Consider the following 24,073-nt stretch of genomic DNA (forward strand, 5'->3'; position numbering starts at 1 on the left):
CAACATAGGAGTCGTCGAGGCACCTCGTCGAACCGATAGGCTCAAGCGGAACTTCTTGGCGATAACCGGCGTCTTTCGTGATGGGTTCAGCGCCTTCATCAGGACTCCTTCACCAAGGACAATGTGCTGCCGGTTTGCTGTCAGCCGTACGAATACACGCCTACCCTTCAGTGAGGGGGATGCCTATGCCGCAAGGACTGCGATGTCTGCCGGGACGCCTGGTTAGAGCAATACTGTCAACGCTATTGCTGTCGGCAATGGCGTTCGCAGTCTCGTGCGCGCCAGGTGCTCAGAACGCTCGGGAGCGATCGCCCGGCGCCCCAAACCCTTCCTCACCGGGGCAATCCGCCAGCGTACCGAGCAGCGAGGTACTCCCCGGCCCAGCCTCGACGAGTGGGACCCCGAAGAACAGACTGGTGAACCCCACCGGCAGGACTGTCAAGGAAAGGTTCCGGACACCCGAGGGGTTTGAACGCTCCCCCGTCGCGGCAGGCTCGTTCGGGAAGTTCCTGAGAGACCTGCCGCTGAAGCCGGACGGCACGAAGGTCCAGTACTACGACGGACGAGTGAAGGCACACGACGTCTATGAGGCGGTCGTGGCCGTGGACGTCGGCGACAGGGATCTCCAGCAGTGCGCTGACGCGGTGATGAGATTGAGAGCGGAGTATCTGTACAAGCACAAGAGATACGACCAAATCCATTTCAACTTCGCCAACGGCTTCAGTGCCGACTACAGCAAATGGATGGACGGGTACAGGGTTGTCGTGGAGGGCAACCGCAGTTCCTGGGTCAAGAGGACGGGAGCGTCCAATACCTACCAGGACTTCCGAAGGTATCTGGACGTGGTGTTCGCCTATGCCAACACAGTCTCCCTGGCAAAGCAGATGAAACCAGTGCCTGTGTCCCAAATGCGGATCGGGGACGTGTTCGTAGACCAGGGGCACGCGTTAATCGTGGTAGATATGGCCGAGACAACGACCCCCGGCAAGAGGCTATTCATGATTGCACAGAGCTACATGCCGGCACAGGACATACAGATCCTCAGGAACCCGTCGAACGAAGACCTGAGCCCGTGGTATGAATTGGACTTCGGCGAGACGCTGCACACTCCCGAGTGGACTTTCACAAACAGGGATCTGAGAAGGTTCGACTGAGAGAAGCCAGGACTCTCTACTGTGCTTGAGAATCCTCACCAAGCCATTCATCTCGAGCCCCGGGGAACAGGCTGTTCTTTCCACGCCTGAGAGGGACTTGCCGCCGGTTGTGGCCTCCTGGCCGAAAGGGGTTTACACACAGCCTTAGTTGGAGTAATACTAGGAACTGTTGTTTCGCCCATTAATGAGGTGAATCCGCAAATGCTCCCCAACACCGGACCAGGCACTGAATTGGAAAACCAAGCGGATATGACCGCACAGTCCATCAGGAATGTGGCCATCATCGCGCACGTTGACCACGGCAAGACTACGCTGGTCGACGCGCTCTTGAAGCAGTCAGGCGTCTTTCGCACGAACCAGCAGGTCGCGGAGCGACTCCTGGACTCCAACGAGCTGGAGAGGGAGCGCGGCATCACCATACTGGCGAAGAATACCTCCCTGTCCTACGGTGGAGTGAAGGTAAACATCGTAGACACGCCGGGGCACGCTGACTTCGGCGGGGAGGTCGAGCGAATCCTCAGCATGGTCGACGGCGCGCTACTCGTGGTGGACGCCGGTGAGGGGCCGATGCCCCAGACCCGCTTCGTTCTGAATAAAGCCCTGGATCACAGGCTGAAGATTATCCTCGTGGTCAACAAGATAGACCGCGTCGACGCCCGGCCCGCCGAAGTGGTGGACAAGGTCCTGGACCTGTTCATATCGCTGGGAGCCGGTGAAGAGCAGATAGACTTCCCCGTTGTCTACACTGACGCGCGTAGGGGCATCGCTACGCTCGACCCGGATCTTGCGGCGGCGTACTCGGGCCTCGCCAGGACCGGTGGGACGCCAGCGCTGGAAGAAGGCATCCGGCCCGTCCTCGACGAGATCCTCCGCTCCATCCCCGCTCCGAAGGTGGCAGCTGGCGGCCAACTCCAGATGATGGTGAGTACCCTGACCCGCGATGATTACCTCGGCCGGATCGCCATTGGCCGAATCACCCGCGGTACGCTCAAGAGGGGTCAGGGGGTTGCCGTCTGTCGCCTCGACGGCTCCAGGGTCAAGGCTCAGATCGCTTCCATCCACATCTATCACGGCCTCAAGCGCCTGGAGATCGACGAGGCCGTTGCGGGCGACATCGTGGCGGTTGCGGGGCTGGATGATGTGGCGATCGGGGAAACGGTGGCCGATCCGGACTATCCGGACCCCCTCCCCCCCATCCGGGTCGACGAGCCGACAGTCATGATGACATTCCTGGTGAACGATAGCCCGTTCGCGGGCCGCGATGGAGCATTCGTTACCTCGCGCCACCTGAGGGACAGGCTGTACCGCGAGTCCGAGAAGGACGTCAGCCTGAAGGTACAGGACATGGGCAGCGCCGACGCGTTCCTGGTGAGCGGGCGCGGCGAGCTCCATTTGTCCATACTCATGGAGACAATGCGCAGGGAAGGGTACGAAATGGCGGTCTCGAAGCCGAAGGTCATTTTCCGCGAGGATAAGGGGCAGACGCTCGAACCGTTCGAGTACCTCTCCGTCGATGTACCCGAAGAGTACGTCGGCGCTGTGATGGAGGAGGCGGGGCCCAGAAAGGGCGAGATGGTCGATATGAGGGGTTCCGGCCAGGGTAGGGTCCGGCTGGATTTCTCGATCCCGACCCGCGGCCTGATGGGATTCAGGCCCGCGTTTCTCACCGCAACGAGGGGTACCGGCGTGATGACGTACTCCTTCGATGGATACAGGCCGCACAGAGGGGCAATTGACACGCGGAGGCAGGGCTCAATGATCGCCTGGGAAACGGGCGTTACGACCACGTACGCGCTGCACAACGCCCAGGAGCGGGGGACACTATTCTTGGGCCCCGGCGAGGAGGTCTACGCCGGACAGGTGGTTGGTGAGCACTGTAGGCCACGTGATCTCGACATAAACGTGTGCAAGAAAAAGCACCTGACCAACGTGAGGTCCAGCGTGAGCGATATCACGTTGCACCTGACGCCGCCGCGCCGGCTCAGTCTCGAGGAGTCACTGGAGTGGATCGGTGACGACGAGCTGGTGGAGGTGACGCCGAAGGCCATACGCCTGCGGAAGGTGACCCTGGACAGGCATGAGAGGTACCGCCAGCGGGGCACTGTTGTCGAGGAGCCGGAAACGGACTAACCAAATCTACTGGGCGACGGCTCTCCGGACCGGCTGCCGTTGACGTAGACGGGCGTCACACACTGCGGCTCCCAGGGCTCCGGTCAGCCTGGGCTTCTTGAATACGGCTGTTTAGCTCCTTTCGCCAAGTACACCGGTTCCCCGCCTACGATAGTAGTCACTACATCACCGGACTCCTTGACGATCACCAAATCCGCATCCTTACCGGGGGTTATGCTACCCTTACGATCCTCAATGCCCATCCTTCGCGCGGGGTTATAGCTCATCAGCGTGGCGGCTTCGACGGGGCCGAATCCCCAGGACAGGAGGTTTCGGAAGACGCGGCAGGCCGGGGTCACACTGCCTGCGAGGCCTCCCGCTTCACTCAAAGTCGCTGCGTCTGCAGTGAGCGTGACTTCCTGGCCCGAGAACGTATACTTGCCGGGCGGGAGGCCCGCCAGTTGCGTGAGGTCGGTGACAATGCCCATGCGGGCGGGGCCCTTGGCCCGCCAGGCAAGGCGAACCACGGCCGGGTGGAGGTGTTGGCCGTCCGCGATTACCTCGACCCAGATACGATCATCGGTCAGGGCCAGGCCGGCAACGCCCGGCTCCCTGTGATGCAGCGGCCGCATTGCGTTGAACAGGTGCGTGGCGTGGCTCAAACCCGCCTCCACTGCACGCTCGGCCTCATCCCAGGTGGCGGCGGAGTGCGCCGCACCTACTACTACCCCGTGACTCACAAGCCACTCAATGACCGGCAGGGCGCCCGGGAGTTCCGGCGCCAGGCTCATGATCCGGAGCGAGACGTGGCCTGCGGCGTACAGTTCACGTACCTCGCCCAGGTCCGGCTGCCGGAGGTGGTCGATGGGCTGGGCCCCACACCTTCGAGGGTTAAAGTAGGGCCCCTCGCAATGGGCCCCCAGTATTGAGGCGCCTCCCCAGCCTGGTTGACGCGACCGCTCCCTGGCCGTCGCGATGTTCTCAAGCGCCCGGAACAAGTCGGGCAGCGGGGCTGTCATCGTGGTGGCCAGGAAGGCCGTAACGCCCCACGAGGCCAGCGTTCGCGCCATGGACTGTAGCGATGCCGGATCCCCGCACATTGGGTCTGCCCCGCCGGCGCCGTGGACGTGAACGTCGATGAAGCCCGGCACGACGAAAGCCCCTCCGGCGTCGAGCTCGTGGACGGCGGCAAGTCGATCCCCGCCGGTCCCCGCGCTGGCCCCCGCCGGACACCGTGATGCCACCTCCGCCGGCCTCAACTCAGCGATCTTCCCGTCGCTTACCAGCAGGTCCCCGCGGCAAATCCCCTCTGGAGTCACGATCCTTCCGTGGCGGATGACCAGTGAATTCACGCGTTCGTCACCATCCCTGACCCGCTGAGCCCGGCGTGCAGGCAGCCGGCAGCGGCCTCTCTGTCCACAATCACGGTGACCGACGGATGCTGCTGCAGTACGGAGGCCGGGATCTCTGGCGTAATGGGTCCGAAGAGGGCTTTCTTGACGATGGCCGACTTGTCCGCACCGCTCGCCAGTAGAACTATATCCCTCGCCTCCATGATCGTGGCGACCCCCATCGACAAAGCGAAACGCGGCGTACCCGCGCTCTTCAATCCGAAGTTCATGCGTATAGTCTGATCCGTCAATTCAACCAGCCTCGTCCTGGTATTAAAGGCAGTCCCGGGCTCATTGAACCCGATGTGACCGTTCCGGCCTGTTCCAAGGATGAGGAGGTCTATACCGCCCACCCTGGCAATCTCCATCTCGTACCTGGCGCATGCCTTCTCAGGATCGGGGTCGGAAGCGTCGGGCATGTGAATCCGCTCAGCCGGTATATTGACATTGTCGAAGAAGTGTTGGCGCATGAAAACACGATAACCTCGCGGGTCCTGTGGATTCATCGGATAATACTCGTCCAGGTTAAACGTTGTGACGCCTGAAAGGTCCAGCAGGCCATCCCGGTACATCCTGACGAGCTCCGAGTACAGCCCCAACGGGGTCCTTCCCGTGGGAAGGCCGAGGACCAGGTCCCTCTTACTTTGAACTCCTTTGAACACGATGTTCGCCGCGGCTACACTGAGGTCCTCGTACCTGTCGGTGACCTGGATATTCACCGGGCCATCTCAGCGGCTGCCCTCACGTAGCCACCGCTCTCCTCGAGAAGGCGAACAGCCTCACCGGCAGACAGCCTCGTGAGGGCCATTACAACGGCCACCTTCACCTGGAAGTGAGCCTCTTCAAGGTAACGAGCAGCCTCCTCGTCACTACATCCGGACGCAAGCGTTACCATCCTTCTCGCGCGCTGCACCAGCTTGATGTTCGTCGGCTGCATGTCGACCATCAGATTACTATAAACCTTACCGAGCCGGATCATCGCCGCGGTGCTCAGCATGTTGAGAACCATTTTCTGGGCGGTGCCCGCTTTCATCCTGGTCGATCCCATAATTGCTTCCGGCCCAGTTACGGGGCATATGGCTACCTCAACAACTTGGGACATCTCCGCGCCCGGGTTGTTGAAAACGGCAATTGTCCTCGCGCCCAGCGACCCCGCCTCTCTGAGCGCGCCAACCGTGTACGGGGTGCGCCCGCTCGCCGCTATTCCCACGACGGCGTCCCCTCGCCGGACGCCCCTCGAGCGTACGTCGGCCGCCCCCTGGCCTGTGTCGTCCTCGACTCCTTCGACCGGGCCCGTCAGGGCCGCGTTGCCTCCCGCCATTATCGCCTGGACCATCGCGGGGCTCACTCCGAAGGTCGGAATGCACTCGGAAGCGTCGATTGCGCCCAGCCGCCCGCTCGTGCCAGCTCCGACATAGAACAGCCTGCCGCTGGCTTTCAGGCATTCCACTATTAAATCGACGGCCCTCGCGACGGACGGCAATTCCCTCTGGACGGCAAGGGCCACGCCCACGTCTTCGTCGTTTATCATCCTGACGATCTCAAGGGTTTCCATGCGGTCGATAGCCACCGTCCGCATGTTGCGCCCTTCGGTCAGCAATGCTTCAAAACCGGGACCTTGTTCCATTCCACGACCCTCCGGTTGTTACCGTAAACTCCACAAAATGGAATCTGGACCTCGGCCCGAGCATATTTACGAGCGGCCGGTCCGCTTCAACAACATGGCCCACCACATTGACCCTGGGGTCGGGTGGCAGGTCAGTCAGGGTCACCTGGAGCTCCCCTGAATACCGCAGATACAGCCGGTTGTCCACCGTGACGGTATACGCCGGACGGGGAGCCGGGCTGCGGGGAAGGATGTCGGCGCCCTTCCCCGCGTAGTCCCTTGAGACGGCCGATCGAACAACCATTTCGGCGGGGTCCGGCCTGTTCTGATGAATTCCGCCGAACACTACGGATCGCTCGGCGCCGGCAGCATCCGGTAGCAGGCTTACCCGTAGGGGCACCGAGCCACGAAGCCATATCGAGGAGAGTGATTCGAGTTCGCCGGGAGAAGCGCCGGGGTCGCCGAAGAGGAGCACGTCCACCACTCCCGACGCCAGCAGCTCGGCGGCCGCCCTGGCGGCAGGCAACTCACGGTGGCGTTCCAGGGTCGGCAACCCCTGGCACAGGGGTCCCCTTCGCCCGGTGCTGGACGGAACGAACGCCCATACACGAAGGCCGTGCTCCTTCAAGATGCTTGACGTCCTACACAGAAAGTCCATGGACAACCCCGTCTCCGGCCTGGGATAGAAATTGTGGCAGGCCTCCATCCTCGAGAAGTCCGCACCGGAAGAGCGAAGCGCGGAAAGCGCCCACACATCCACCGTGGAGGCGTTCACGACGACCGTCATGCTCGATGAACTGTGGGTCATTGAGGCGATTTCATCCGGGCCGTACCCGAAGTCGACCCTGATCCCGTTCAGGCCCAGCCGCTCCAACGGTTCCAGGTTTGCGGGGGTAGCCCCGACGGCGCGGAACGCCCTGGGAGAGATGTCCGCTATCACTCTGAATCCGAGCCTGTGAGCTGCCTTCGTTACCTGCTCGACGAAAGCCACGGCCCCTGATGGATCCTGTTCTGTTATGTGCATGGAGGTGAAGACTTCTCTGTACCCCAACTGCGACGCCCGCTCCATGTAACCGAGGACCTGCGCTGTGTCCCCTGCCCCGGGGTATACCGAAATGCCCGCGGACCTCTCCACGCCCGGGATCACCCTTTCGCCTAAGATTCGCGGTCTCAAGTGACCGGCCTGGGATCATCCCTACCACAACAACTGCTATTTGACCGAACCCGCAGCTGGCTTGATCTCGGAAGCGAGCCTATCGTCGAACCCAATGATCAGCGCCGCTGTGAATCCGGCCACGTACGAAATGACGAGGCCCGCGAGATACAGGCCGGGCGATGTCGCCAGGAAGGCGAGGGGTATCCCGGAGACACCCACCGCGATGCAGCCGATTCTCGTGGTTGCGATGAACGCGCCGCCGACCGCACCCCCTATGCAAGCCGCAATGAAGGGTTTACCCAGGGGAAGCGTCACGCCGTAGATGAGGGGCTCACCAATACCGAGCATCCCTACAGGCAGGGCCGCCATTATAATCTCCCGCAGTTCCTTATCCTTCGTCCTGAGATATACCGCGAGTGAGGCGCCGACCTGCCCCGCGCCGGCCATGGCGAGCACCGGGAGTAACGGAGTGTTGCCCAGCTTATTGATAAGTTCCATGTGGATCGGTGTCAACCCGTGGTGAAGCCCGGTCATCACCGCTGGGAGGAACGCACCAGCGAGGACAGCGCCGGCCACCGGGCCGCCCACGTTGAGGAGCGCCTGCGTGCCTTTCGTAATTCCGTCGGAAAGAAAACCGCCGATTGGCTGGACGACATACAGTATGACGAGCCCGCCCACGAGTATCGTGATCGTCGGCGTAGCGATTACGGTGACGGTATCGGGCATGACCCGGCTCACTCGCTTATACAGCCACGACAGGAAAGCCGCAGCGATCAGGACTCCGATGAGTCCTCCCCGGCCGGGCACCATCTTCAACCCCGTCAGCGCCGGAGCAATCAGGATCGAACCTGCCACAGCCCCTAGCGCCGGGGGGCCGCCGTATTCCTTCGCGGCGTTCATGCCGACCATTATCGACAGGTATCCAAAGACCGCCCAACCGATTACGCTTAGTGCTTGCATCACAGGGAGTTTCGCGTCAACGCCCATGCGGACGAGGAGGTTGGTCAGGGCGGCTATCATGCCGGAGCCTATGATCGCTGGCAGCAAGGGCAGGAAAACGTTCGCGAGTTTCCGGAGTACTTCCCTGACCCCGCCGCGCGAGGCGGCTGCGGGGGCGGCCGAACCCGTGGATTCCCCCACGGCGATTCCGAGCCTGGAGGAGAGTTCTCGAGCAACCTTCTCCGCCAGTCCTGGTCCGAGTATCACCTGGACGAGGTTACCCGTTTGAATCGCGCCTTTCACGCCCTCGCACCTCTTGAGAGCCTGCACGTCAACCGCCGCCATACCTTTCGGCTCGACGCGGAGACGCGTCATGCAGTAGTTCACCGACACTACATTCGGGTCTCCACCCAGGGCCTTAAGAACGTCCTGGGCTATCCGGCGTTCGTCTGCCATAAATTCACCCTCCCGAGATTGCAATACGGCCATTAATCCATTACTAACCCGTCCGAAACCCGCCGTCGTTTCGACCGTCCGGTTGCCCCACACCACCACCCTTCAGCGCCGGCAGCCACCCGGGGACCGCCGGGGTCACCACCCCTCGGGGTTACAGCCTCGGAAGGTCCATTACGAACTTGTACCTGTCCGCCCTGTACACGGACTTGACTGCCTCCACAGGCTCGCCCTTTCGGTCGTAGGTGACCCTCTTCATCTTGAGGAGGGGTGTCCCCTGATCCACTTCAAGCAGCCCCGCTTCATGCTTGTTCGCGACCACCACCTCGATGGTCTGCCGCGCCCGGTCCAGTTCGATCCCGCTTTTCTCCGCGAAAAGCCTGTAGAGGGATTTTCCGTTCAAGTCCTCGGAGAGAACCCACTGGAACCTCGGCAGAGGAACGTAGCTTACTTCGAGCGCCATTGGCTCGTCGTCAGCGAGCCTGAGCCTCTCGAGCCGTGCTACCGGCGCACCCACGTCGATTCCCAGGAGGGCCGCGATGTCTTGGTCGGCGCGGGCCTCCTTGACGGTCAACACCCTGCCGGACGGCCTGAGGCCGCGCTTTTCCATGTCTTCCGTGAAGCTCGTGAGCCCCGACAGGCCCTGAGTAATCTTGGGCTCGGCGACGAACGTCCCCTTGCCACGCTTCCTGTACAGCAATCCCTCGTTTACGAGTTCGAGGACGGCCTGCCTGACAGTCATCCGGCTCACGCCGTATTGCGTGGTGAGGTCGGTCTCGGGCGGCAGCTGGTCGCCGGGCTTGAAACGCCCACCCGCGATTGCCTCCCTGATTGTCTCCTTGATCTGGTAGTATAGCGGGATAGGAATGTCCGGGTTAACAGCCATCACATCACCTCTATATGTCTAGACATTGAGTTCTATTCGGCGGGTCGTTGCAGTATTCCTTCCGGGATCACGTGTCGTGAGGTCTATTGAGGGTAGTCGAACCGGCGAGAACATGATAGTATGAAACCAACGGGGAGCTCCTGAAAGGAGCTGAGAAAGGGCTGTGCAGCCCTGACCCGATGAACCTGTTGGGGTAATGCCCGCGTAGGGACAGTGGATTGTTATGTAGCGGCGCCCCCGGGCGCCGCTGTGTTCTTCTGGGGACAGCGTAAGTCAAAGGAGGTAGATGCCGGTGAAGAGAGTCAACACAAGGGTGTTAGTTGAAGCCGGTGTGATGATCGCCCTGGCCTCGGTCCTGAGCATGATTAAGGTCTATCACGCACCGCAGGGTGGCTCGGTGACAGCCGGTAGCATGGTGCCGGTCCTGGTTCTTGCGCTGAGGTGGGGCCCAAGGGCAGGCATACTGACGGGGATCGCTTACGGCTTCGTCCAGCAGCTTATCGAACCCTTTGTAGTTCACCCCGTTCAAGCAATACTGGACTATCCCGTGGCGTTCGGGGTCTTGGGTCTTACGGGTTTCTTCCGGCAGTCTCCCGCGTTGGGGTGCCTCGTCGGAATCCTGGGGCGGTTTGTCGCCCACGTGGTCTCGGGTCTCGTATTCTTCGCCAGCTACACGCCGGCAGGAAGCATACCCCTGGTATATTCCCTGGTCTACAACGGGTCATATCTGGTACCGGAGGTCCTGATCAGTGCGGTGGTTATTTATTTCCTGTCGACAAGCCGAGTGCTGCAATGGGGCAACGCAGGCGAACCTCACCCCGGGTAAGGCAATAGACGGGAGGCAATGCCTGATAATCGCTAATCGGGCAGGCTCTATCTCCGACAGCCTTATCTCCGAACTCCGTGACCGCCTTGGCAACGAGCATTGGTATGTGGTTGCCGCGGATGGGGGCGCCGATCTTGCAAAGGAGATTGGCCTGGCCCCCAATGTCGTGGTGGGCGACATGGATTCCCTGAGCATGGAGGGCCAACGGGAGCTCGCGGAGGCGGGTTGTCGTTTCATCACTCACCCCGTTGAAAAGGATCAGACAGACACGCACCTAGCCATGCAGTGGGCCTGCGGGTTTGGTTTCACCGAAATATCGGTCCTGATGAACCGTTCCGGACGGTTGGACCATGTCTTGGGTATCATATGGGCGGCTTACGGGCTCGTTGAGAAGGGCGTATCGGTTCGTTTTGTGGACGCGCAGTTTGAAGCCGTTCTGGTCAAGGGCCCGGCATCTGTTGACATAAGAGGACCGAAAAAGCTCCTGGTCAGCCTACTGCCATTGTGCGATAGCGCGGATGGTATTACGCTTAACGGCATGAAATACTCGCTAAAGGGCGAGTCACTGCGGCCAGGAGAGACCAGGGGAATAAGCAATGAGACAATGGATTCCGAAGCCCGAGTCGAAGTGGGAAAAGGTACATTGCTCGTTATGGTTTCAGGATCGACCGGTTGAGGGATGCCTGAAGCAGCCCTAATAGCCCGGAGGCCATCACGGGCACAATACCTTGTAGTCAGCGTTATGTGGTGCTAATCGGAGGCAAAGCCTGCGATAGAACGCCTGGCCAAATCGCTTACAAGGAGTGACCCAATATGACCAAGAGTCTGTACTTCGGAAACCTCAGCTGGGATGTCGGTGAGGCTGAACTGAGCAACGCCGTGTCTCAATATGGTCGGGTTATATCTGCTCGCATAGCTACCGACCGCGATACAGGCCGGTCCCGCGGTTTCGGCTTCGTCGAGGTCGAAGACCAGGATGCCCAGAAGGTCATCGATGCTATGAACGGTGTGGAGTGGTACGGCAGGCAGTTGACAGTCAACGAAGCCAGGGAGCGTCAGGACAGGGGTGGATACAGGGACGGCCGTTCGAACCAGGGCCGGGGCTACGGCAGGTACTAACCGGCATCGCAATGCGGGGACTGCGAGTCAATTTCGCAGTCCCGCAGGTGCGAATTCACAAGCGCCCGTTTCGAGTCAGTCGTCGACGGCCCGCTCGGCCTCCAGTCCGTGACCGCCTGAGATGAAGGTACCGATCTCCTTACCGGCGATGATCTGGTTCAGCGTGTCTTTCTGCGTACCATCCGCTATGACGGTCGGAATCCCATGTTCCAGAGCCAGGTTCGCGGCCCACAGCTTCGTGACCATGCCGCCGGTCCCGTTCTGACCGCCACTGGCCATCTCCAGGACCGCCGGAGTAATGCTCGTGAGCATCGTCACGGGTTCCGCCCCGGGCTGTATCTTCGGGTCGTTCGTACAGAGGCCGGCCGTATCCGTCAAAAGGACCAGGAGGTCCGCGGACATGAGGACTGCCACTCTGGCGGAAAGGGCGTCGTTATCGCCGAGCCTGATTTCATCGACCGCGACAGTGTCGTTCTCGTTTATCACAGGAACCACACCCCTCTCGAGGAGCGTGGAGAGCGTGTTGTGGCAAAGCGTAGAGCGCCTGGGGTGAGAGAAGTCCTCTCCCGTCAGCAAGATCTGAGCCACCGTAACCCCGTGCCTTTCAAACAGAGACTGGTACGCCGCCATCAGAACGCCCTGCCCGACGGCGGCAAGCGCTTGCTTCTCCGTGATCGAGCCGCGCAGTTCGGCCCCGAGTTTGCCGCGACCCGCGACAATGGCCCCGGACGACACCACGATGACCTCGCGACCACCGGCCTTGAGCTCGGCGATCTGGCTCACCAGGTCTGCCAGGACGGATTCGTTGAGCACTCCGTCCTCACCGGCGATGACTATCGAACCCACCTTGATCACGACCCGCCTCGCCCGAGTAAGGGCGTGCCTGCCCGGCAATCCCGACATCTCGTGGGACCTGAACGTGGCCTTTACCATTGCCTCTTCCACCAGCGGCCCGAGCCCCTTCGTCTCCAGGACCTTCAACGCCGCGGCAGTGGTACCCCTTGGGGACGTCACCTGGCGGATGAGGTCGCCGAGGCTGGCGCCACTCTCTTTCAGCAACCGTCCGGCGCCTATCAGCGTCTGCCTGGCCAGCTTGCCTGAGAGTTCCTGGTCCAGACCCATTTGGGTGGCCGCGTTGGCCATTTCCTGCGCGAATTTGTAGATGTACGCAGGGCCACTTCCGGACAGCGCGGTAACGATGTCGAGGTCCGCCTCGTTAACCCAGTATACCTTGCCGGTGACCCCAAGGATGAGTTCCGCCTCGGCCCTTTGCTCCGCAGAGACCGCCTGGCCCGCGGCGAGCGCAGTGGCCCCCTCCCCCACTCTCGCAGGGGTGTTCGGCATGGCTCGTATCACCGCCACTCCAGCGCCGAGCGCTTCCTGGAGGTGTTCGAGCGTTATTCCCGCCGCCACCGAGATGACGAGGTACTCCTTCCGGAGTAGCCCACTCAGCGACTCCAGTACCTCCGTTACCTGGTCAGGCTTGACCGCCAGCACCAGGGTCGAACAACGGGAGGCGATGTCGCGCAGGTCCCGTGCGCGCACAACGCCGCACTCGTTTTCGAGAGCCGCTATTCGCGTGCGGTTCTGCTTGTTAATCACCATGATGTCCCGGCCCTTGATCTCCGACCCCGCCACCAGCGACCGGATCATGGCGGATGCCATGTTCCCCGCCCCAATGAAACCGATCATTCTCTCGCCTATCTCGCTCAATTTCAATTCCCCCTTCAAAACGAAACCCTCCGTCCTGACAAGGACGAAGGGTTGCTTCGCGGTACCACCTTAATTGGACCATATGGCCCCACTCATAGAGTTCGCTCGTCGCAAACTCCCCCTCTGATAACGGACGGGGCGCCCGGCGTGACTCATCGCCAGCGGCTCACGGGTGGGTCGGAGAAATCCTTGCGGCGGAACCTTTCACCGCCGGTTCGCTCTCTGTACGCAGGTGCTTTTCTCCCGGTCCCGATCTCGGCCTTTACCGTGATATCGGTTTCTCTCATTATGCTCGATGTTCAAAGCCGTGTCAACGTGGACAACCCGCCCCACAGGGGGCTGTTGCACGGGCTAACTCACGCAATCTCTCGCTTGCCTCCTCCACGAGGAGCCTCATGATCTCCCTCACGGACAGGATGCTTTTGATCCTGGGGGCGCTCGCTCCCGAGAACACCAGTCCATTCCGGACGTCACCCTGCTGGGCGCGATTGAGGGCATCCAGAATGCAGAACCGGTGAGAACACTGCTTCAAACACCCACGACAATCGGATGATGCCAGATCCTCACCGGCTCGTACCCTCTCCCAGAACGGGTTCCGGATGGCCCTCCCGGGAAGCCCGACCGGACTGTCCACAAGGACGATATCTTCGGGGTCGGTGCCCACGTGCATCATCTTGAACTCGTGAGGTGCGGCGCACTCATCGCTGGCGATGAACCTGGTTGCCAGCTGCACCCCGTCGGCTCCCAGGGCGAACAAGTCGGCGGCTTCACGGCCGTCGGCTATGCCTCCGGCAGCGATTACCGGGAGATCGGTGACTTCCCTGACTTCAGGCAGCACCTCTCTTATGGGCCTGTCGGTCCCCAGGTGCCCGCCGGCCTCGGCGCCCTCAACGACTATCGCGGATGCGCCAAGCCTTTGCCCCAACTTCGCTAGCCCCGCCGAGGAGACAATCGGAAGGATCGGGACGCCGCCCTCTCTCCCCCACGCGTACATGTCGCGGGAAAAGCCCGCGCCGGATACGACGAAATCCACTTTTTCCGCGATCGCGGCGCGGACCAGTTCGGCGAACTGCTTCGCAGCGAACAGCACGTTCACACCAATGATCCCCGTGCTCAAAGCACGCGCCTGCCGTACCTCGTTCCGCAGTTCATCGGGGGTCATGCCCGTCCCCGCAATCGTCCCAACGCCCCCCGCCTCGGCGACGGCCGCGGCGAGCCCGGCGGTTGATATTCGCACGGCCATGCCCCCCTGGACAAATGGGAAGCGCGCCACGCGGTCGCCTATCCTGAGTCTGGGCAATGTCACTTCGATACCCCCGCTTCGCCGGTTGTTTATACCTGGTAATATGAGTTGATCATATCCTGCCGGACGACGATTGGCAAGGTATCAACTCGCTACCGCACATGCCTGCCCCGGTGGTCGGGGGTTCTCCGCGGGGGAGGAATTGAGCAAGGAATCGCTGAACGATTACGACCTCATCGGTTTCGGCTCGGGCATTTACTTCGGCAAGTTTCACGAAAGACTCCTTGATATGGCCGGCAAGGGCCCGGACTCGACTAACCTCCAGAACGCAAGGAAGTTCGCAGAGTCGCTTGCCCATTGAAACCGGAGATGGCCGTGGCTGCAAACCCGGGCAAAATAAGCGGGAGGCGGATGATCGGACAGCGTCTCCAGTGTGAGACCCGCGTTGAAGCAGCGTACAGCGGAAATGACGGCCATCCGGTTTGCGGCCATGGGCGTCGAGCGGGATGACCCGGAGGCCCGGCGGGCCAGTTCCAGGCGCAATTTTGAGTTCTTCGGGGCACCCGTCGTCGCCTATCTTTGTATGGATCGCTCCCTCACTCCCTGGTCAATCTTCGACCTGGGGTCGTTTTGCCAGAGCATGATGCTTGCGGCCCAGGAGTACGGCGTGGGTTCCATACCCGCCGTGATGCTTGCGGCGTACCCGGACCTAGCCCTCGCAGGGCCGTAGAGGACGTAGTGCGGTTCAAGGTTTGAATGAGACAACGCGCGGCGCTGGGGGCGGAAACCGGACGAGGAACAGGCGGCCACGAGCGCGAATAAGCAGTCATTCGCGTCCCCACGAACGGAGGAGAATGGTTGCACAAGATCGCCGTAGTGACCGACAGCACCTCGGACATCAGCCCTCAGACCGCGTCGGCAAACGACATCGTGATAGTCCCGCTATCGGTAATTGTGGAAGGCAAGGCATACCTCGACGGCGTCGAAATCACGCCGTCCCAGTTCTACAGCACGCTTGCGTCCTCCAGGGACCTGCCGAAGACCTCGCAGCCCACTCCCGAGCAGTTCATGGGGGTGTACAAACCGCTACTCGAAGCCGGCCACTCCATAGTATCCGTGCACATATCGGGGGGACTGAGCAGCACAGTTGAGTCCGCCCGCTCCGCCGCGCGGATGCTCGACGCGGCTTGCATCAGGGTGATCGACTCGAAGTCAATCAGCTATGGTATCGCGTTCCTTGCCCTGGAGGCGGCGAAGGCCATCCAGCAGGGGTTGTCGCTCGAAAACATCGTCGCGCGCCTCGAGAAACTGCGCCGTGAGACCGAGGTCCTCTTCACCCTCTGTACCCTGGAGTACCTCCACAAGGGCGGACGGATCGGCAAGGTGTCGGCGCTCCTCGGGAGCCTGCTGGACATCAAGCCGGTGATACGGGTGGAGGATGGGATCTACGTTCCCCTGAGAAAGGTGCGCACTATAAAGCAGGCGCTCGAGGCATTCGTACACTACATGCAATCGAAGGTCGGCAATTCGCCGGTCTACGTCGCCGTAGGCCACGGCAAGGCCTACGAGGCTGCACTCGCGTTGAGAGAGATGGTGTCGAAGGCCGCGAATGTGGTGGGCGACATCCCCGTGTTCGAGGTGGGGCCGGTCATCGGCGCGCACACCGGGCCTGGGACCGTGGGGTTCGCGTTCAGGTCAGCCGCGACGTGAGGCACGTCATCGTGGCCCTACCCTACTTGCTTAAAGAACGCTGCAGTCTACATGAACGCTCGGGAGGACTACCGGACCTGCGACCTCGAATCTGGCCGCAGGCCGTCTACCCGGCTCTGCATCGCAATACCAGTACCAGCGTGGACAGTCCCAGCGAGAGTAGGGTGGGCGGAACGGCATAGTACATCCACCTGATCCACCCCACTTTAACCCCCCGCTGTTCCAGAGAGGTGTAGCCGACCACGTTGGCTGACGCTCCGACCGGAGTCAGGTTCCCTCCGATATCGACACCGAGGGCTATTGCCCACGTCATCAAGGCAAGCCGTGTGGCGAAGTGACCTGCCGCGAGGTCCTTCGCCACGTAGCCCATGGCGAGGGCCAGGGGGACGTTGTCTACGACCCCGCTGGCTATCCCCGAAACCCAATTGAGAGCCACGATCAGGCCTCTCGGGTGCCCCTGCGAAACGACCCCCACGGCGGAGGCGATAGACGAGACCACGCCGGTTTCCTGCAGTCCACCGATGACCATGAAAAGGGAGATAAAGAACAGCAGGTTCTCACCGTCGATCTTCCGGAACACGTCGCGGGCCTCGTCTCCACCGATCACGAGCACTATCAGCGCAGGTAAGAGGCTGGCGATTGCCGGGGAAATCCCCGCGTGGAACCTGGCGTCTATGTAGCCGTGAGTAATCAGGAGGACGATGGCCGCCGCCAGACCGGCCAACCCCAGCCCCACGAGTCGCCTGGAGCCGATGGTGTTGTCCTGCTCGAACGATTCGAACCCGGACTTGAGGTTCGCGATCTCGTCGGGGCTGAACGAACGGTACTCCTTCCAGGTCACGGCGAGGAAGTACCCCACCGTCAACACCAGGCAGCCCAGTGCGATAGCCCCGGTGTTGATGAGGAAATCGGAGAAACCATAACCCAGCAGGGTGCCCAGTATCACGTTTGGGGGATCCCCCACCAGCGTCGCCGAACCCCCTATGTTTGCGGCGCATATCTCCGCCACAGTCAGCGGCACTGGGTCAACACCCAGTATCCTGGTGAGGTCGAGCGACAGCGCGACCAGGAACAGCGTGACCGTGATGCTGTCCATGAAGGCGGACAGGAAGGCTGCCAGAATGGGGAAAACGATCATCACCAGCCGAGGGTTGTATCTGAGCCCACGGGCGACGCGCGCTGCCATGTATCCGAAGAAGCCGGAATCGGCGAGCACCCCGATCAGGATGAACATGCCCAACAGCAGTCCGATCGTATCCCAACTGACGAATTGTACCGCCCTGTCCAGGTTCATGACCCCGGTCGTCACGAGTAGTACGGCGCCGAGCAGGGCGACGATGTGCCTCGGGACGCGCTCGCTGGCAATTCCGGCGTATGTTACGAGGAAGATGACCACCGCCGAGATCGCCCTCACTTCGCGTCACTCCCTGGTTTCGCGTCATGGCCGAAGACATACGCGCCGAGTGCGGGCAGTATTATAACCAGCGCTTTAGTGCCCGGAGGCTTGCCACAGATCCCCTCCACGGCCACGGCCGCCGCCTCGGCCTGCGAGTGGCTCTCTACCAGGGACATTATGACCCGGTGCTTGGGCTTGCTCTCGAGCATCCCGGAAAACTGCCCCCTGATGAACGTCAAGCGTCCCAGGCGATACAGGGTACGCTCACCGTACCCCATTCCGTCGATGACCGTTGCTCCCCTGATCCCGAGCTTGACGAAGGCCTCCAGAATGGGATCGAGCCTCTCACCTTTGTTGAGCACGACCAGCACGAGTTCCATTGACGCACCTTCTCCCGATCAGTGGCCCCGGGGAATCCGGGGCATATGACAGATCTGATGATAGCACTGTGGGACCGGATGGCAACCCCTCGAGGCCGTCCGGGGCACACCCCATAGCCGGGGTCGTGCGGGACCCCACCGTCGTAATAAGGTCGTAATAAGGCGGGAGGGGAAATGCGCCGCCCGTCGAACCGTATTAGCCGGACCACGAAGGTCCCCGGGTTGGCGCGAACGCCAAGTGGACTTCGTGGTCTTTCTCATTTCTGTGCCAGGGGAGCTGATGTGGATGAAAACAAAGACGCGGATGATGACCTCGGTAGCCATGTTCGTGGCGCTGGGGATACTCCTGCCCATGGTGTTCCACGCCGTTGGGCTGGGCAAGGTGTTCCTGCCGATGCACATACCCGTATTTCTGTCGGGCATACTGTGCGGCCCGGTGTCCGGCCTGGTCACCGGCGTGGTGACCCCGATCCTGAGCGCCGTGCTCACCGGCATGCCCGCCCTGGCGCCTCCGGTCGCCCAGGCGATGGTGTTTGAGCTCGGACTGTACGGGCTTCTCTCGGGCGTCTTCGCTCACCGCCTGAACCTCTCAGCGCTGGTGTCGCTCGTGCTGACAATGGCGGCCGGCAGGGTCGTCTACGGCCTCCTTGCGGCGTTCGCGTTACCGGTTCTCGGGTTCAAGCCGGTCCCGGTGTCATATCCCATAACCGCGGCTCTGTTGGCGAGCATGCCGGGCGTCATACTGCAGATCGTGGTCGTACCGGTTGTTGTCACTCTCGCGCGGAGGGCGGTCTCGAAACGAGCGGGAGGTAACGGAGAGAAATAGGCAAGGCACAAGGTATCGCGCGAACAGGGTGGAACTGTCACTCCAACAGGCGATTGCGCAGGAGGGAGAGCATGCACGTCATCGTGATCGGCGGCGGAGGGGCCGGGCTGCTGGCGGCGGTGAGCGCCCGCGAGGCCGGAGCCGGTGTCACACTCGTCTCAAAGGCCCCTGTCGGATTGGCCAACTGTACAGCGCACTCCGGCGGTGGCTTTACGTTTGGCTCCGGAGATGTTGGCGTGGAACAGCACCGCACCGTCACGCTGAAAGCCGGGAAGGGCATAAGCGACGAACGCCTGGTGTCGATCATGACCGGCGAGGCGGCATCGCGGGTTATGGGTCTCAAGCGTTATGGGGTCGCCCTCCGCCTTGGACCAAGGGGCGCGTTCGCCGGCGAGGGTCTGGGCGACCTCATCAGGGGTCAGGGTATCACCAGGCCGCTTATCGAGTACGCCAGGCGCGCCGGCGTCAGGATCCTCGACAGGACGATGGCGACGGACCTTGTACTCTACGATGGCTGCGTGGGTGCGGTAGAACTCCTCGACCTGTCGTCGGGAAAACTGGACGTGGTTCCATGCTCCGCGGTCGTCGTCGCAACCGGCGGGGGTGGGCGAATATACTCGCGAACGGACAACCCCGTCCGCACCACCGGCGACGGGTACTGGCTCCTGGCAAAGGCCGGAGCGACATTCCGCGATATGGAGTTCGTGCAGTTCTACCCGCTGGGGCTGGACGAACCCGGTTTCCCCGTCTGGATGGTGGACCTCGGCCTCATGGATTACTGCCGCCTCACGAACGCGATGGGCGAGCAATTTCTCGAGAAGCGCTTCAGAGAATGGGGGATTTCCTCGGGCCACCAGGCCAACCTCATCGCCCGGGACTCATGCACAATTGAGGTCGCACGACAGGTGCAGGAGACTGGCAAGGTGTTGCTATACCTTAACGAGATCGACCGCTCGAAGCTGACCTCGGCCTGGGACAGGTCCTCTCTGGAGGGGACTCTCCGGATGTACCCGAAGGGTAGGACCCCGGCGAGCGGCCCGATCGGCGTCTCTCCGATACAACACTACTTCTGCGGCGGCGTGGTCACGGACGAAACGTGCTACACCGGAATCCCGGGCGTATACGCCTGCGGGGAAGTTGCCGGCGGCGTAGACGGGGCGAACAGGGTCGGCGGGAACGCCCTCACCAACCTGGCGGTGTTCGGGCCCATAGCAGGCCAGGCGGCCGCGCGGTTTGCACGATCGGCGGACGCTCGCCGTGGCTCGGCAGATCCGGGTGGTCCGGGCGGCAGCAGGTCGGTCCAGGCTATCGAACAGTGGCGCGAACAGGGACGCACCGGGAAGGGCACGCCCCCGGCGCAATTGAAGAAGGAGATAAGCCGCCTCTGCGACAGTCATCTCGGTCCGATACGGACCGCCGGTGGGCTGCAGGTTGCAGTGGGCTCGCTTGACTCCCTCAGGGCTGAACTGCCGAGACTGGCAGCGAGATCCGCGGGCGAACTCGCCGGGGCTTTCGAATGCGAGGCATTACTCAGCACGGCGCAGATGGTGGCGACGTCCGCCCTGCGCCGGCAGGAGAGCAGAGGCGTGCACTACAGGAGTGACTTCCCGGCCGAAGACCCGCGCTTCGCCGCTCCACTGACGCGTTCACCTGCGGAGGGCCGAGACTAATTGGTGCCGCCACCGGGCTTCCCAGCACGCGCAGCCCCGCCGCGGTGAAGTTATCAGGGTGGATCGCAGCGATGCACGCCAGTTCGTCCCCGTCCAGGAAGCCGGGATTAGCCCGGGCGAAGAACTCAACGTGCGGGTCGCGCAGGCGGTGCGGCGGGATTTCGGCGAGGTCCTTACGCAGGGGCGCAGCCTTGGCGAATCGGACGATCCCGGTTCCCGGGTCCCTGTACAAATGGGGAGGCGACAGTCGCGGTAACCACCACAGACTGTCGCCTGTCAGGTGTTTACGTCATTTGTATCGGGGCTCAGGCGCCTTCGGTTCCTTTCCCGGTTCCGTTGACTTCAGAGAACCGGGGCTGGTACAGCGATCCCAACACCCTTACGCGCTCGCACGCTTCCTTGACGTTTTCCTCGGATACGAGCGGCTCATTCACCCGCTCGTACAGTCCTTTCTTGCCCTGCACAGGAACCCACCTGGCCGTGTTCAACCAAGACTCCCGCCTTTCATCACGTTCCTGAGGCACAGTACGTATCCTCTCAGAGCGTCGACAAAACCGTCATCCTTGAATAGCGCTTCGTCGGGGACTATCTTGTCGTCCAGATTCAGGACTCCCTTGACCTGATCGCCGACTTTTATCGGAATGCTGAGAACGGCCTCGATCTCCCGCGTCATCTCGTACTGCTGCTTTGTGATCCCCCACGGCCACCGTCCGTCGTTTGCCTTACACGTTTCTTCCCACGTATCTTTATATGTCGCCCCGATGTCGCCCACCACTGTTCTACCACTATCGAAGGCATGTCCGCAACAACCTTGCCCCGGGGCATATTCTATATCTCTGTCGGGTTCGTCGTCCATTCGATAAGAGGCGACGATCCGGAGTTTGCCGCGCTTGAGCGTCATGACACTGGCCCGCAGCGTCCCCTTACCTACCCTATGCTGAATCTCCTCCGCGTGCGCCACGCAGGCCCTCAGGACGTCCCTGGCCTCGCCCGACGCGATGGTCCTCCTCGCTTTCGCGTCCTTCACGAGGTCCAGCAGCTCACCGGCCACAATCAGGGCGAATGCGGCGATCCCGATTCCCGCTCCCACCCAGTCCACGGGTCGCTTGAGGTACGGTCTCACCGCGAGGGCCAGGGTAACGACAGCCTTCAGCATACGGACGACAGACGAGAACGCCTCTACGCCCGGCATCAGCATCTGCCCCTTCCTGGTTCAACCCGCCGCTTGTCCCACCCCCCTTCCAAATAGTTCTACTTCCATTACCTGCCTCCTGCTTTGAGGGTTCCTACCTCGTGGCGCGGTAATCAGAAAGGGAATCCAAGCGAACAACCGGCTTCGCAGTAGACGACATCTTCGCAGCATCTCGCCAGGCTGGGACGCAGCTCGTGGAGAAGGGGTCGGCCGGAATCACAAGACGTGCGTTGAAAGTGGCGTGGGGTCTTGCCCCACGTCACCTCGTTTTCAGGCTAGGCATGTTTAGTGGGGACTTAGCCTCATTGCCAGGCTCTCGCGCAGGCGCCTCCACTGATCGACGAGACGCGACCAGATTCCGTTTGCCAGGGGGCGCGGTGGCCTGGGCTTAGGGTAGATCGTGAGGCTACCGTTGACAGCGTCCACGTCGGCGGGGACGGCGGACGGATGGGGTTTCACACAATAGAAGACGGTCTCGCCCGGCTCCAGGAGCTGCGCCACACCCCGCAGGATGGGGTCTCCCCCACTGCAGTTCTCGTCTGGGGCGGGGAGTTCCGTGGAGAGGATCTGAATCGGTTCCGGGCCCTTGTTGGTCAAGACGATCTCCACAGCCGTGCCCGGGTCTTCAAATGCAAGGCCCGGCAGCGGGAGGCGGGCTGAACCGTTACGCCCCGAGCCGTCGCCATTGCCAGATCTGCTCTGCACAACGGTCACTATCGTGGTCAAGCAGGGTAGCGCCAACCACATCAGTTGTCCCAGCGTTACGGTGCTCAGGGAAACGTCCATATAACCTCACCACCGCGATCGGCGAGTATCGCCAAAAGGCGCTGTGCGTGGAATTCTTTGACATGATTCCCGCATTTCCTCTTTGCTCCGCCTTTATCGTCTGGCTTCTGCGGCGTGCCCAGGCACGTGATACGTTCCACCATTATGTATTCGTGCGCCGTCGCTTATCTGTGTCGGTCCATCGCAGCATCCGTTGATCCCGCACCCGGCTGGTATTATTATTAGCATATGCAATAGTTAGAAGGTGAAATAAATGTTCGATCCGCGGGATTGCGCCCGGCAGATCATGGAGGTCGTGCCGGCTGCAATGCGGTCGATACGAGCCGAAATGCGCCGGCAGTGCGAGAATCAGCTTTCGGTCCCCCAGTTCCGGACCATGGCTTACCTCCACCGTCAACCGGGAGCCTCGCTCGCCGCCGTGGCGGAGCACATCGGCGTCACGCCCCCTGCAATGTCGAGGATGGTGGATAGGCTGGTAGAGCGCGGGCTGGTCGCCCGGCAGAGCCACCCCGACAGCCGGCGCCAGCTGACGCTGGCGCTCACTCCGCACGGCGCGGCAATGTTCGAGGCCGCCCGCGCCCGAACCCACGACAGGATCGCAGGGATGCTCGGGACGCTGGCAGCCGAAGATCTGGCGTCGATCGAGAGCGCTCTGACACTGCTCGCGCGGGTCTTCGTCAAAGGGGGCTCCTGAATGGACATAGTGGAGGTCGTATCACTTACGCGGAAATACGGTTCGTTCACCGCGGTTAAGGGTCTATCCTTTCAAGTGCGCGAACGGGAAGTGTTCGGGCTGGTGGGCCCCAACGGCGCCGGCAAAACGACCACGATCAGGATGTTGACCACACTTCTGCCGCCATCCGGAGGACGGGCCACGCTCGCAGGCTACGATGTGGTGCGGCAGGCCAGCCAGGTGCGACGTGTGATCGGTTACGTCCCGCAGGTCATATCCGCAGACGGATCCCTCACTGGGTACGAGAACTTGCTGGTCTTCGCGAAGCTCTACGACGTCCCGGGCGCCGATAGAATGCAGCGCGTCGAGGCCGCTCTGGACTTTATGGGGCTGTCCGAAGCCGCCGGTACGCTCGTGCGACACTACTCAGGAGGCATGATCAGGCGACTGGAGATCGCACAGTCGATGATGCACCGGCCGAAGGTTCTGTTCATGGACGAGCCCACGGTGGGCCTTGACCCGGTCGCCCGCAAGGCGGTGTGGGACCACATACGGAAACTCCGGCAGGAATATGGCACCACCATCTTCGCAACAACGCACTACATGGAGGAGGCTGACAACATCTGCGACAGGGTGGCGATCATGCACCACGGTCAGGTAGCGGCGCTGGGCTCGCCTGCCGAACTGAAGTCCGGCATTGGCATACCGGACGCCACGCTCGACGACGTGTTCACGCACTATACTGGCGATACCCTTGAATCGGGAGGAAACTATCGTGAAACGCTCCGAGTTCGAAGGACAGCTCGGCGCCTCGGCTGATGCTCCGGTCGATCCAGCCAGGCGGG

Annotated in this window: 26 protein-coding genes and 1 riboswitch; of the genes, 13 read left to right on the top strand and 13 right to left on the bottom strand. The window is 61.8% G+C overall.

Annotation, left to right across the window (positions count from 1 at the left end; genetic code table 11):
- The first annotated feature begins 257 nt into the window (after positions 1-257).
- Both HPY55_05595 and typA read left to right on the top strand, forming a co-directional pair.
- A complete protein-coding gene (locus HPY55_05595; protein NPV70103.1) occupies positions 258-1,154 on the top strand; it encodes a DUF4846 domain-containing protein in 897 nt (298 codons plus the stop codon).
- Positions 1,155-1,403: 249 nt separating this feature from the next.
- Entirely contained in the window at positions 1,404-3,284 is a 1,881-nt protein-coding gene (gene typA, locus HPY55_05600; protein NPV70104.1) for a translational GTPase TypA, read from the top strand.
- Between the two features lie 83 nt (positions 3,285-3,367).
- Here the strand turns inward: typA and nagA are convergent, their stop codons facing one another.
- The 6 genes from nagA to phnF form a co-directional block, all read right to left on the bottom strand.
- A complete protein-coding gene (gene nagA / locus HPY55_05605) occupies positions 3,368-4,615 on the bottom strand; it encodes an N-acetylglucosamine-6-phosphate deacetylase (protein NPV70105.1) in 1,248 nt (415 codons plus the stop codon).
- Positions 4,612-5,373: a glucosamine-6-phosphate deaminase gene (nagB, locus tag HPY55_05610; GenBank protein NPV70106.1), complete on the bottom strand. Its 762-nt coding sequence runs from the start codon at positions 5,371-5,373 to the stop codon at positions 4,612-4,614. Before nagB ends, nagA begins: the two co-directional genes overlap by 4 nt.
- Positions 5,370-6,281: an N-acetylmuramic acid 6-phosphate etherase gene (murQ, locus tag HPY55_05615; GenBank protein NPV70107.1), complete on the bottom strand. Its 912-nt coding sequence runs from the start codon at positions 6,279-6,281 to the stop codon at positions 5,370-5,372. The genes nagB and murQ overlap by 4 nt, the downstream gene beginning before the upstream one ends.
- Positions 6,259-7,422, bottom strand: a complete 1,164-nt coding sequence (locus HPY55_05620) for a DUF871 domain-containing protein (protein ID NPV70108.1) — start codon at positions 7,420-7,422, stop codon at positions 6,259-6,261. Before HPY55_05620 ends, murQ begins: the two co-directional genes overlap by 23 nt.
- A 48-nt stretch (positions 7,423-7,470) precedes the next feature.
- Positions 7,471-8,811, bottom strand: a complete 1,341-nt coding sequence (locus HPY55_05625; GenBank protein NPV70109.1) for a PTS transporter subunit EIIC — start codon at positions 8,809-8,811, stop codon at positions 7,471-7,473.
- 151 nt (positions 8,812-8,962) lie between these two features.
- Entirely contained in the window at positions 8,963-9,694 is a 732-nt protein-coding gene (phnF, locus tag HPY55_05630; GenBank protein ID NPV70110.1) for a phosphonate metabolism transcriptional regulator PhnF, read from the bottom strand.
- Between the two features lie 120 nt (positions 9,695-9,814).
- A riboswitch (TPP riboswitch) is annotated at positions 9,815-9,922 on the top strand.
- A 58-nt stretch (positions 9,923-9,980) separates the two neighbouring features.
- Between phnF and thiT the strand changes: the two genes are divergently transcribed.
- The 3 genes from thiT to HPY55_05645 all read left to right on the top strand — a co-directional run bounded on the left by thiT (position 9,981) and on the right by HPY55_05645 (position 11,639).
- Positions 9,981-10,520, top strand: a complete 540-nt coding sequence (thiT, locus tag HPY55_05635; protein ID NPV70111.1) for an energy-coupled thiamine transporter ThiT — start codon at positions 9,981-9,983, stop codon at positions 10,518-10,520.
- Between the two features lie 106 nt (positions 10,521-10,626).
- On the top strand, positions 10,627-11,196 hold the full coding sequence (locus HPY55_05640) for a thiamine diphosphokinase (protein ID NPV70112.1): 570 nt from the start codon (positions 10,627-10,629) through the stop codon (positions 11,194-11,196).
- Positions 11,197-11,333: 137 nt separating this feature from the next.
- Positions 11,334-11,639 carry an RNA-binding protein gene (locus HPY55_05645; protein ID NPV70113.1) on the top strand — a complete coding sequence of 102 codons (306 nt, stop codon included), beginning with the start codon at positions 11,334-11,336 and terminating at the stop codon, positions 11,637-11,639.
- A gap of 75 nt (positions 11,640-11,714) precedes the next feature.
- On the opposite strand, the gene proB is transcribed toward HPY55_05645, so the two are convergent.
- On the bottom strand, positions 11,715-13,352 hold the full coding sequence (proB, locus tag HPY55_05650) for a glutamate 5-kinase (GenBank protein NPV70114.1): 1,638 nt from the start codon (positions 13,350-13,352) through the stop codon (positions 11,715-11,717).
- A gap of 310 nt (positions 13,353-13,662) precedes the next feature.
- Positions 13,663-14,658 (bottom strand): nitronate monooxygenase, encoded by a 996-nt coding sequence (locus tag HPY55_05655; protein ID NPV70115.1) that lies wholly within the window; start codon positions 14,656-14,658, stop codon positions 13,663-13,665.
- 139 nt (positions 14,659-14,797) lie between these two features.
- Between HPY55_05655 and HPY55_05660 the strand changes: the two genes are divergently transcribed.
- The 3 genes from HPY55_05660 (at position 14,798) to HPY55_05670 (ending at position 16,305) form a co-directional block, all read left to right on the top strand.
- Complete coding sequence (locus HPY55_05660) at positions 14,798-14,956, top strand: hypothetical protein (protein NPV70116.1); 159 nt, start codon at positions 14,798-14,800, stop codon at positions 14,954-14,956.
- Positions 14,957-15,040: 84 nt separating this feature from the next.
- On the top strand, positions 15,041-15,325 hold the full coding sequence (locus HPY55_05665) for a hypothetical protein (GenBank protein NPV70117.1): 285 nt from the start codon (positions 15,041-15,043) through the stop codon (positions 15,323-15,325).
- Positions 15,326-15,453: 128 nt separating this feature from the next.
- The gene (locus HPY55_05670) at positions 15,454-16,305 is read left to right on the top strand and encodes a DegV family protein (GenBank protein ID NPV70118.1); all 852 of its coding nucleotides are present in this window, start codon (positions 15,454-15,456) and stop codon (positions 16,303-16,305) included.
- Between the two features lie 106 nt (positions 16,306-16,411).
- Here the strand turns inward: HPY55_05670 and HPY55_05675 are convergent, their stop codons facing one another.
- Together HPY55_05675 and HPY55_05680 are read right to left on the bottom strand one after the other, a co-directional pair.
- Positions 16,412-17,719, bottom strand: a complete 1,308-nt coding sequence (locus tag HPY55_05675; protein ID NPV70119.1) for a hypothetical protein — start codon at positions 17,717-17,719, stop codon at positions 16,412-16,414.
- The gene (locus HPY55_05680) at positions 17,716-18,081 is read right to left on the bottom strand and encodes a hypothetical protein (GenBank protein ID NPV70120.1); all 366 of its coding nucleotides are present in this window, start codon (positions 18,079-18,081) and stop codon (positions 17,716-17,718) included. Before HPY55_05680 ends, HPY55_05675 begins: the two co-directional genes overlap by 4 nt.
- A 286-nt stretch (positions 18,082-18,367) precedes the next feature.
- On the opposite strand from HPY55_05680, the gene HPY55_05685 reads away from it, so the two are divergent.
- The 3 genes from HPY55_05685 (at position 18,368) to HPY55_05695 (ending at position 20,833) form a co-directional block, all read left to right on the top strand.
- Positions 18,368-18,907 carry an ECF transporter S component gene (locus HPY55_05685; GenBank protein ID NPV70121.1) on the top strand — a complete coding sequence of 180 codons (540 nt, stop codon included), beginning with the start codon at positions 18,368-18,370 and terminating at the stop codon, positions 18,905-18,907.
- 71 nt (positions 18,908-18,978) lie between these two features.
- On the top strand, positions 18,979-20,577 hold the full coding sequence (locus HPY55_05690; protein NPV70122.1) for an FAD-binding protein: 1,599 nt from the start codon (positions 18,979-18,981) through the stop codon (positions 20,575-20,577).
- Between the two features lie 58 nt (positions 20,578-20,635).
- The gene (locus HPY55_05695; protein NPV70123.1) at positions 20,636-20,833 is read left to right on the top strand and encodes a hypothetical protein; all 198 of its coding nucleotides are present in this window, start codon (positions 20,636-20,638) and stop codon (positions 20,831-20,833) included.
- A 49-nt stretch (positions 20,834-20,882) separates the two neighbouring features.
- On the opposite strand, the gene HPY55_05700 is transcribed toward HPY55_05695, so the two are convergent.
- From HPY55_05700 to HPY55_05710, 3 genes are all read right to left on the bottom strand, one after another.
- Positions 20,883-21,065 carry a hypothetical protein gene (locus HPY55_05700; protein NPV70124.1) on the bottom strand — a complete coding sequence of 61 codons (183 nt, stop codon included), beginning with the start codon at positions 21,063-21,065 and terminating at the stop codon, positions 20,883-20,885.
- Complete coding sequence (locus tag HPY55_05705) at positions 21,062-21,769, bottom strand: GAF domain-containing protein (protein NPV70125.1); 708 nt, start codon at positions 21,767-21,769, stop codon at positions 21,062-21,064. Before HPY55_05705 ends, HPY55_05700 begins: the two co-directional genes overlap by 4 nt.
- A 285-nt stretch (positions 21,770-22,054) precedes the next feature.
- Positions 22,055-22,555 (bottom strand): hypothetical protein, encoded by a 501-nt coding sequence (locus tag HPY55_05710; GenBank protein NPV70126.1) that lies wholly within the window; start codon positions 22,553-22,555, stop codon positions 22,055-22,057.
- A gap of 253 nt (positions 22,556-22,808) precedes the next feature.
- Between HPY55_05710 and HPY55_05715 the strand changes: the two genes are divergently transcribed.
- Together HPY55_05715 and HPY55_05720 are read left to right on the top strand one after the other, a co-directional pair.
- Positions 22,809-23,249, top strand: coding sequence for a MarR family transcriptional regulator (locus HPY55_05715; GenBank protein ID NPV70127.1), 441 nt, complete (start codon positions 22,809-22,811; stop codon positions 23,247-23,249).
- Positions 23,250-24,047, top strand: a complete 798-nt coding sequence (locus HPY55_05720) for an ATP-binding cassette domain-containing protein (protein ID NPV70128.1) — start codon at positions 23,250-23,252, stop codon at positions 24,045-24,047.
- Positions 24,048-24,073: the final 26 nt, after the last annotated feature.

Source organism: Bacillota bacterium, assembly GCA_013178305.1.
Classification (GTDB): Bacteria; Bacillota; Sulfobacillia; order JABLXB01; family JABLXB01; genus JABLXB01.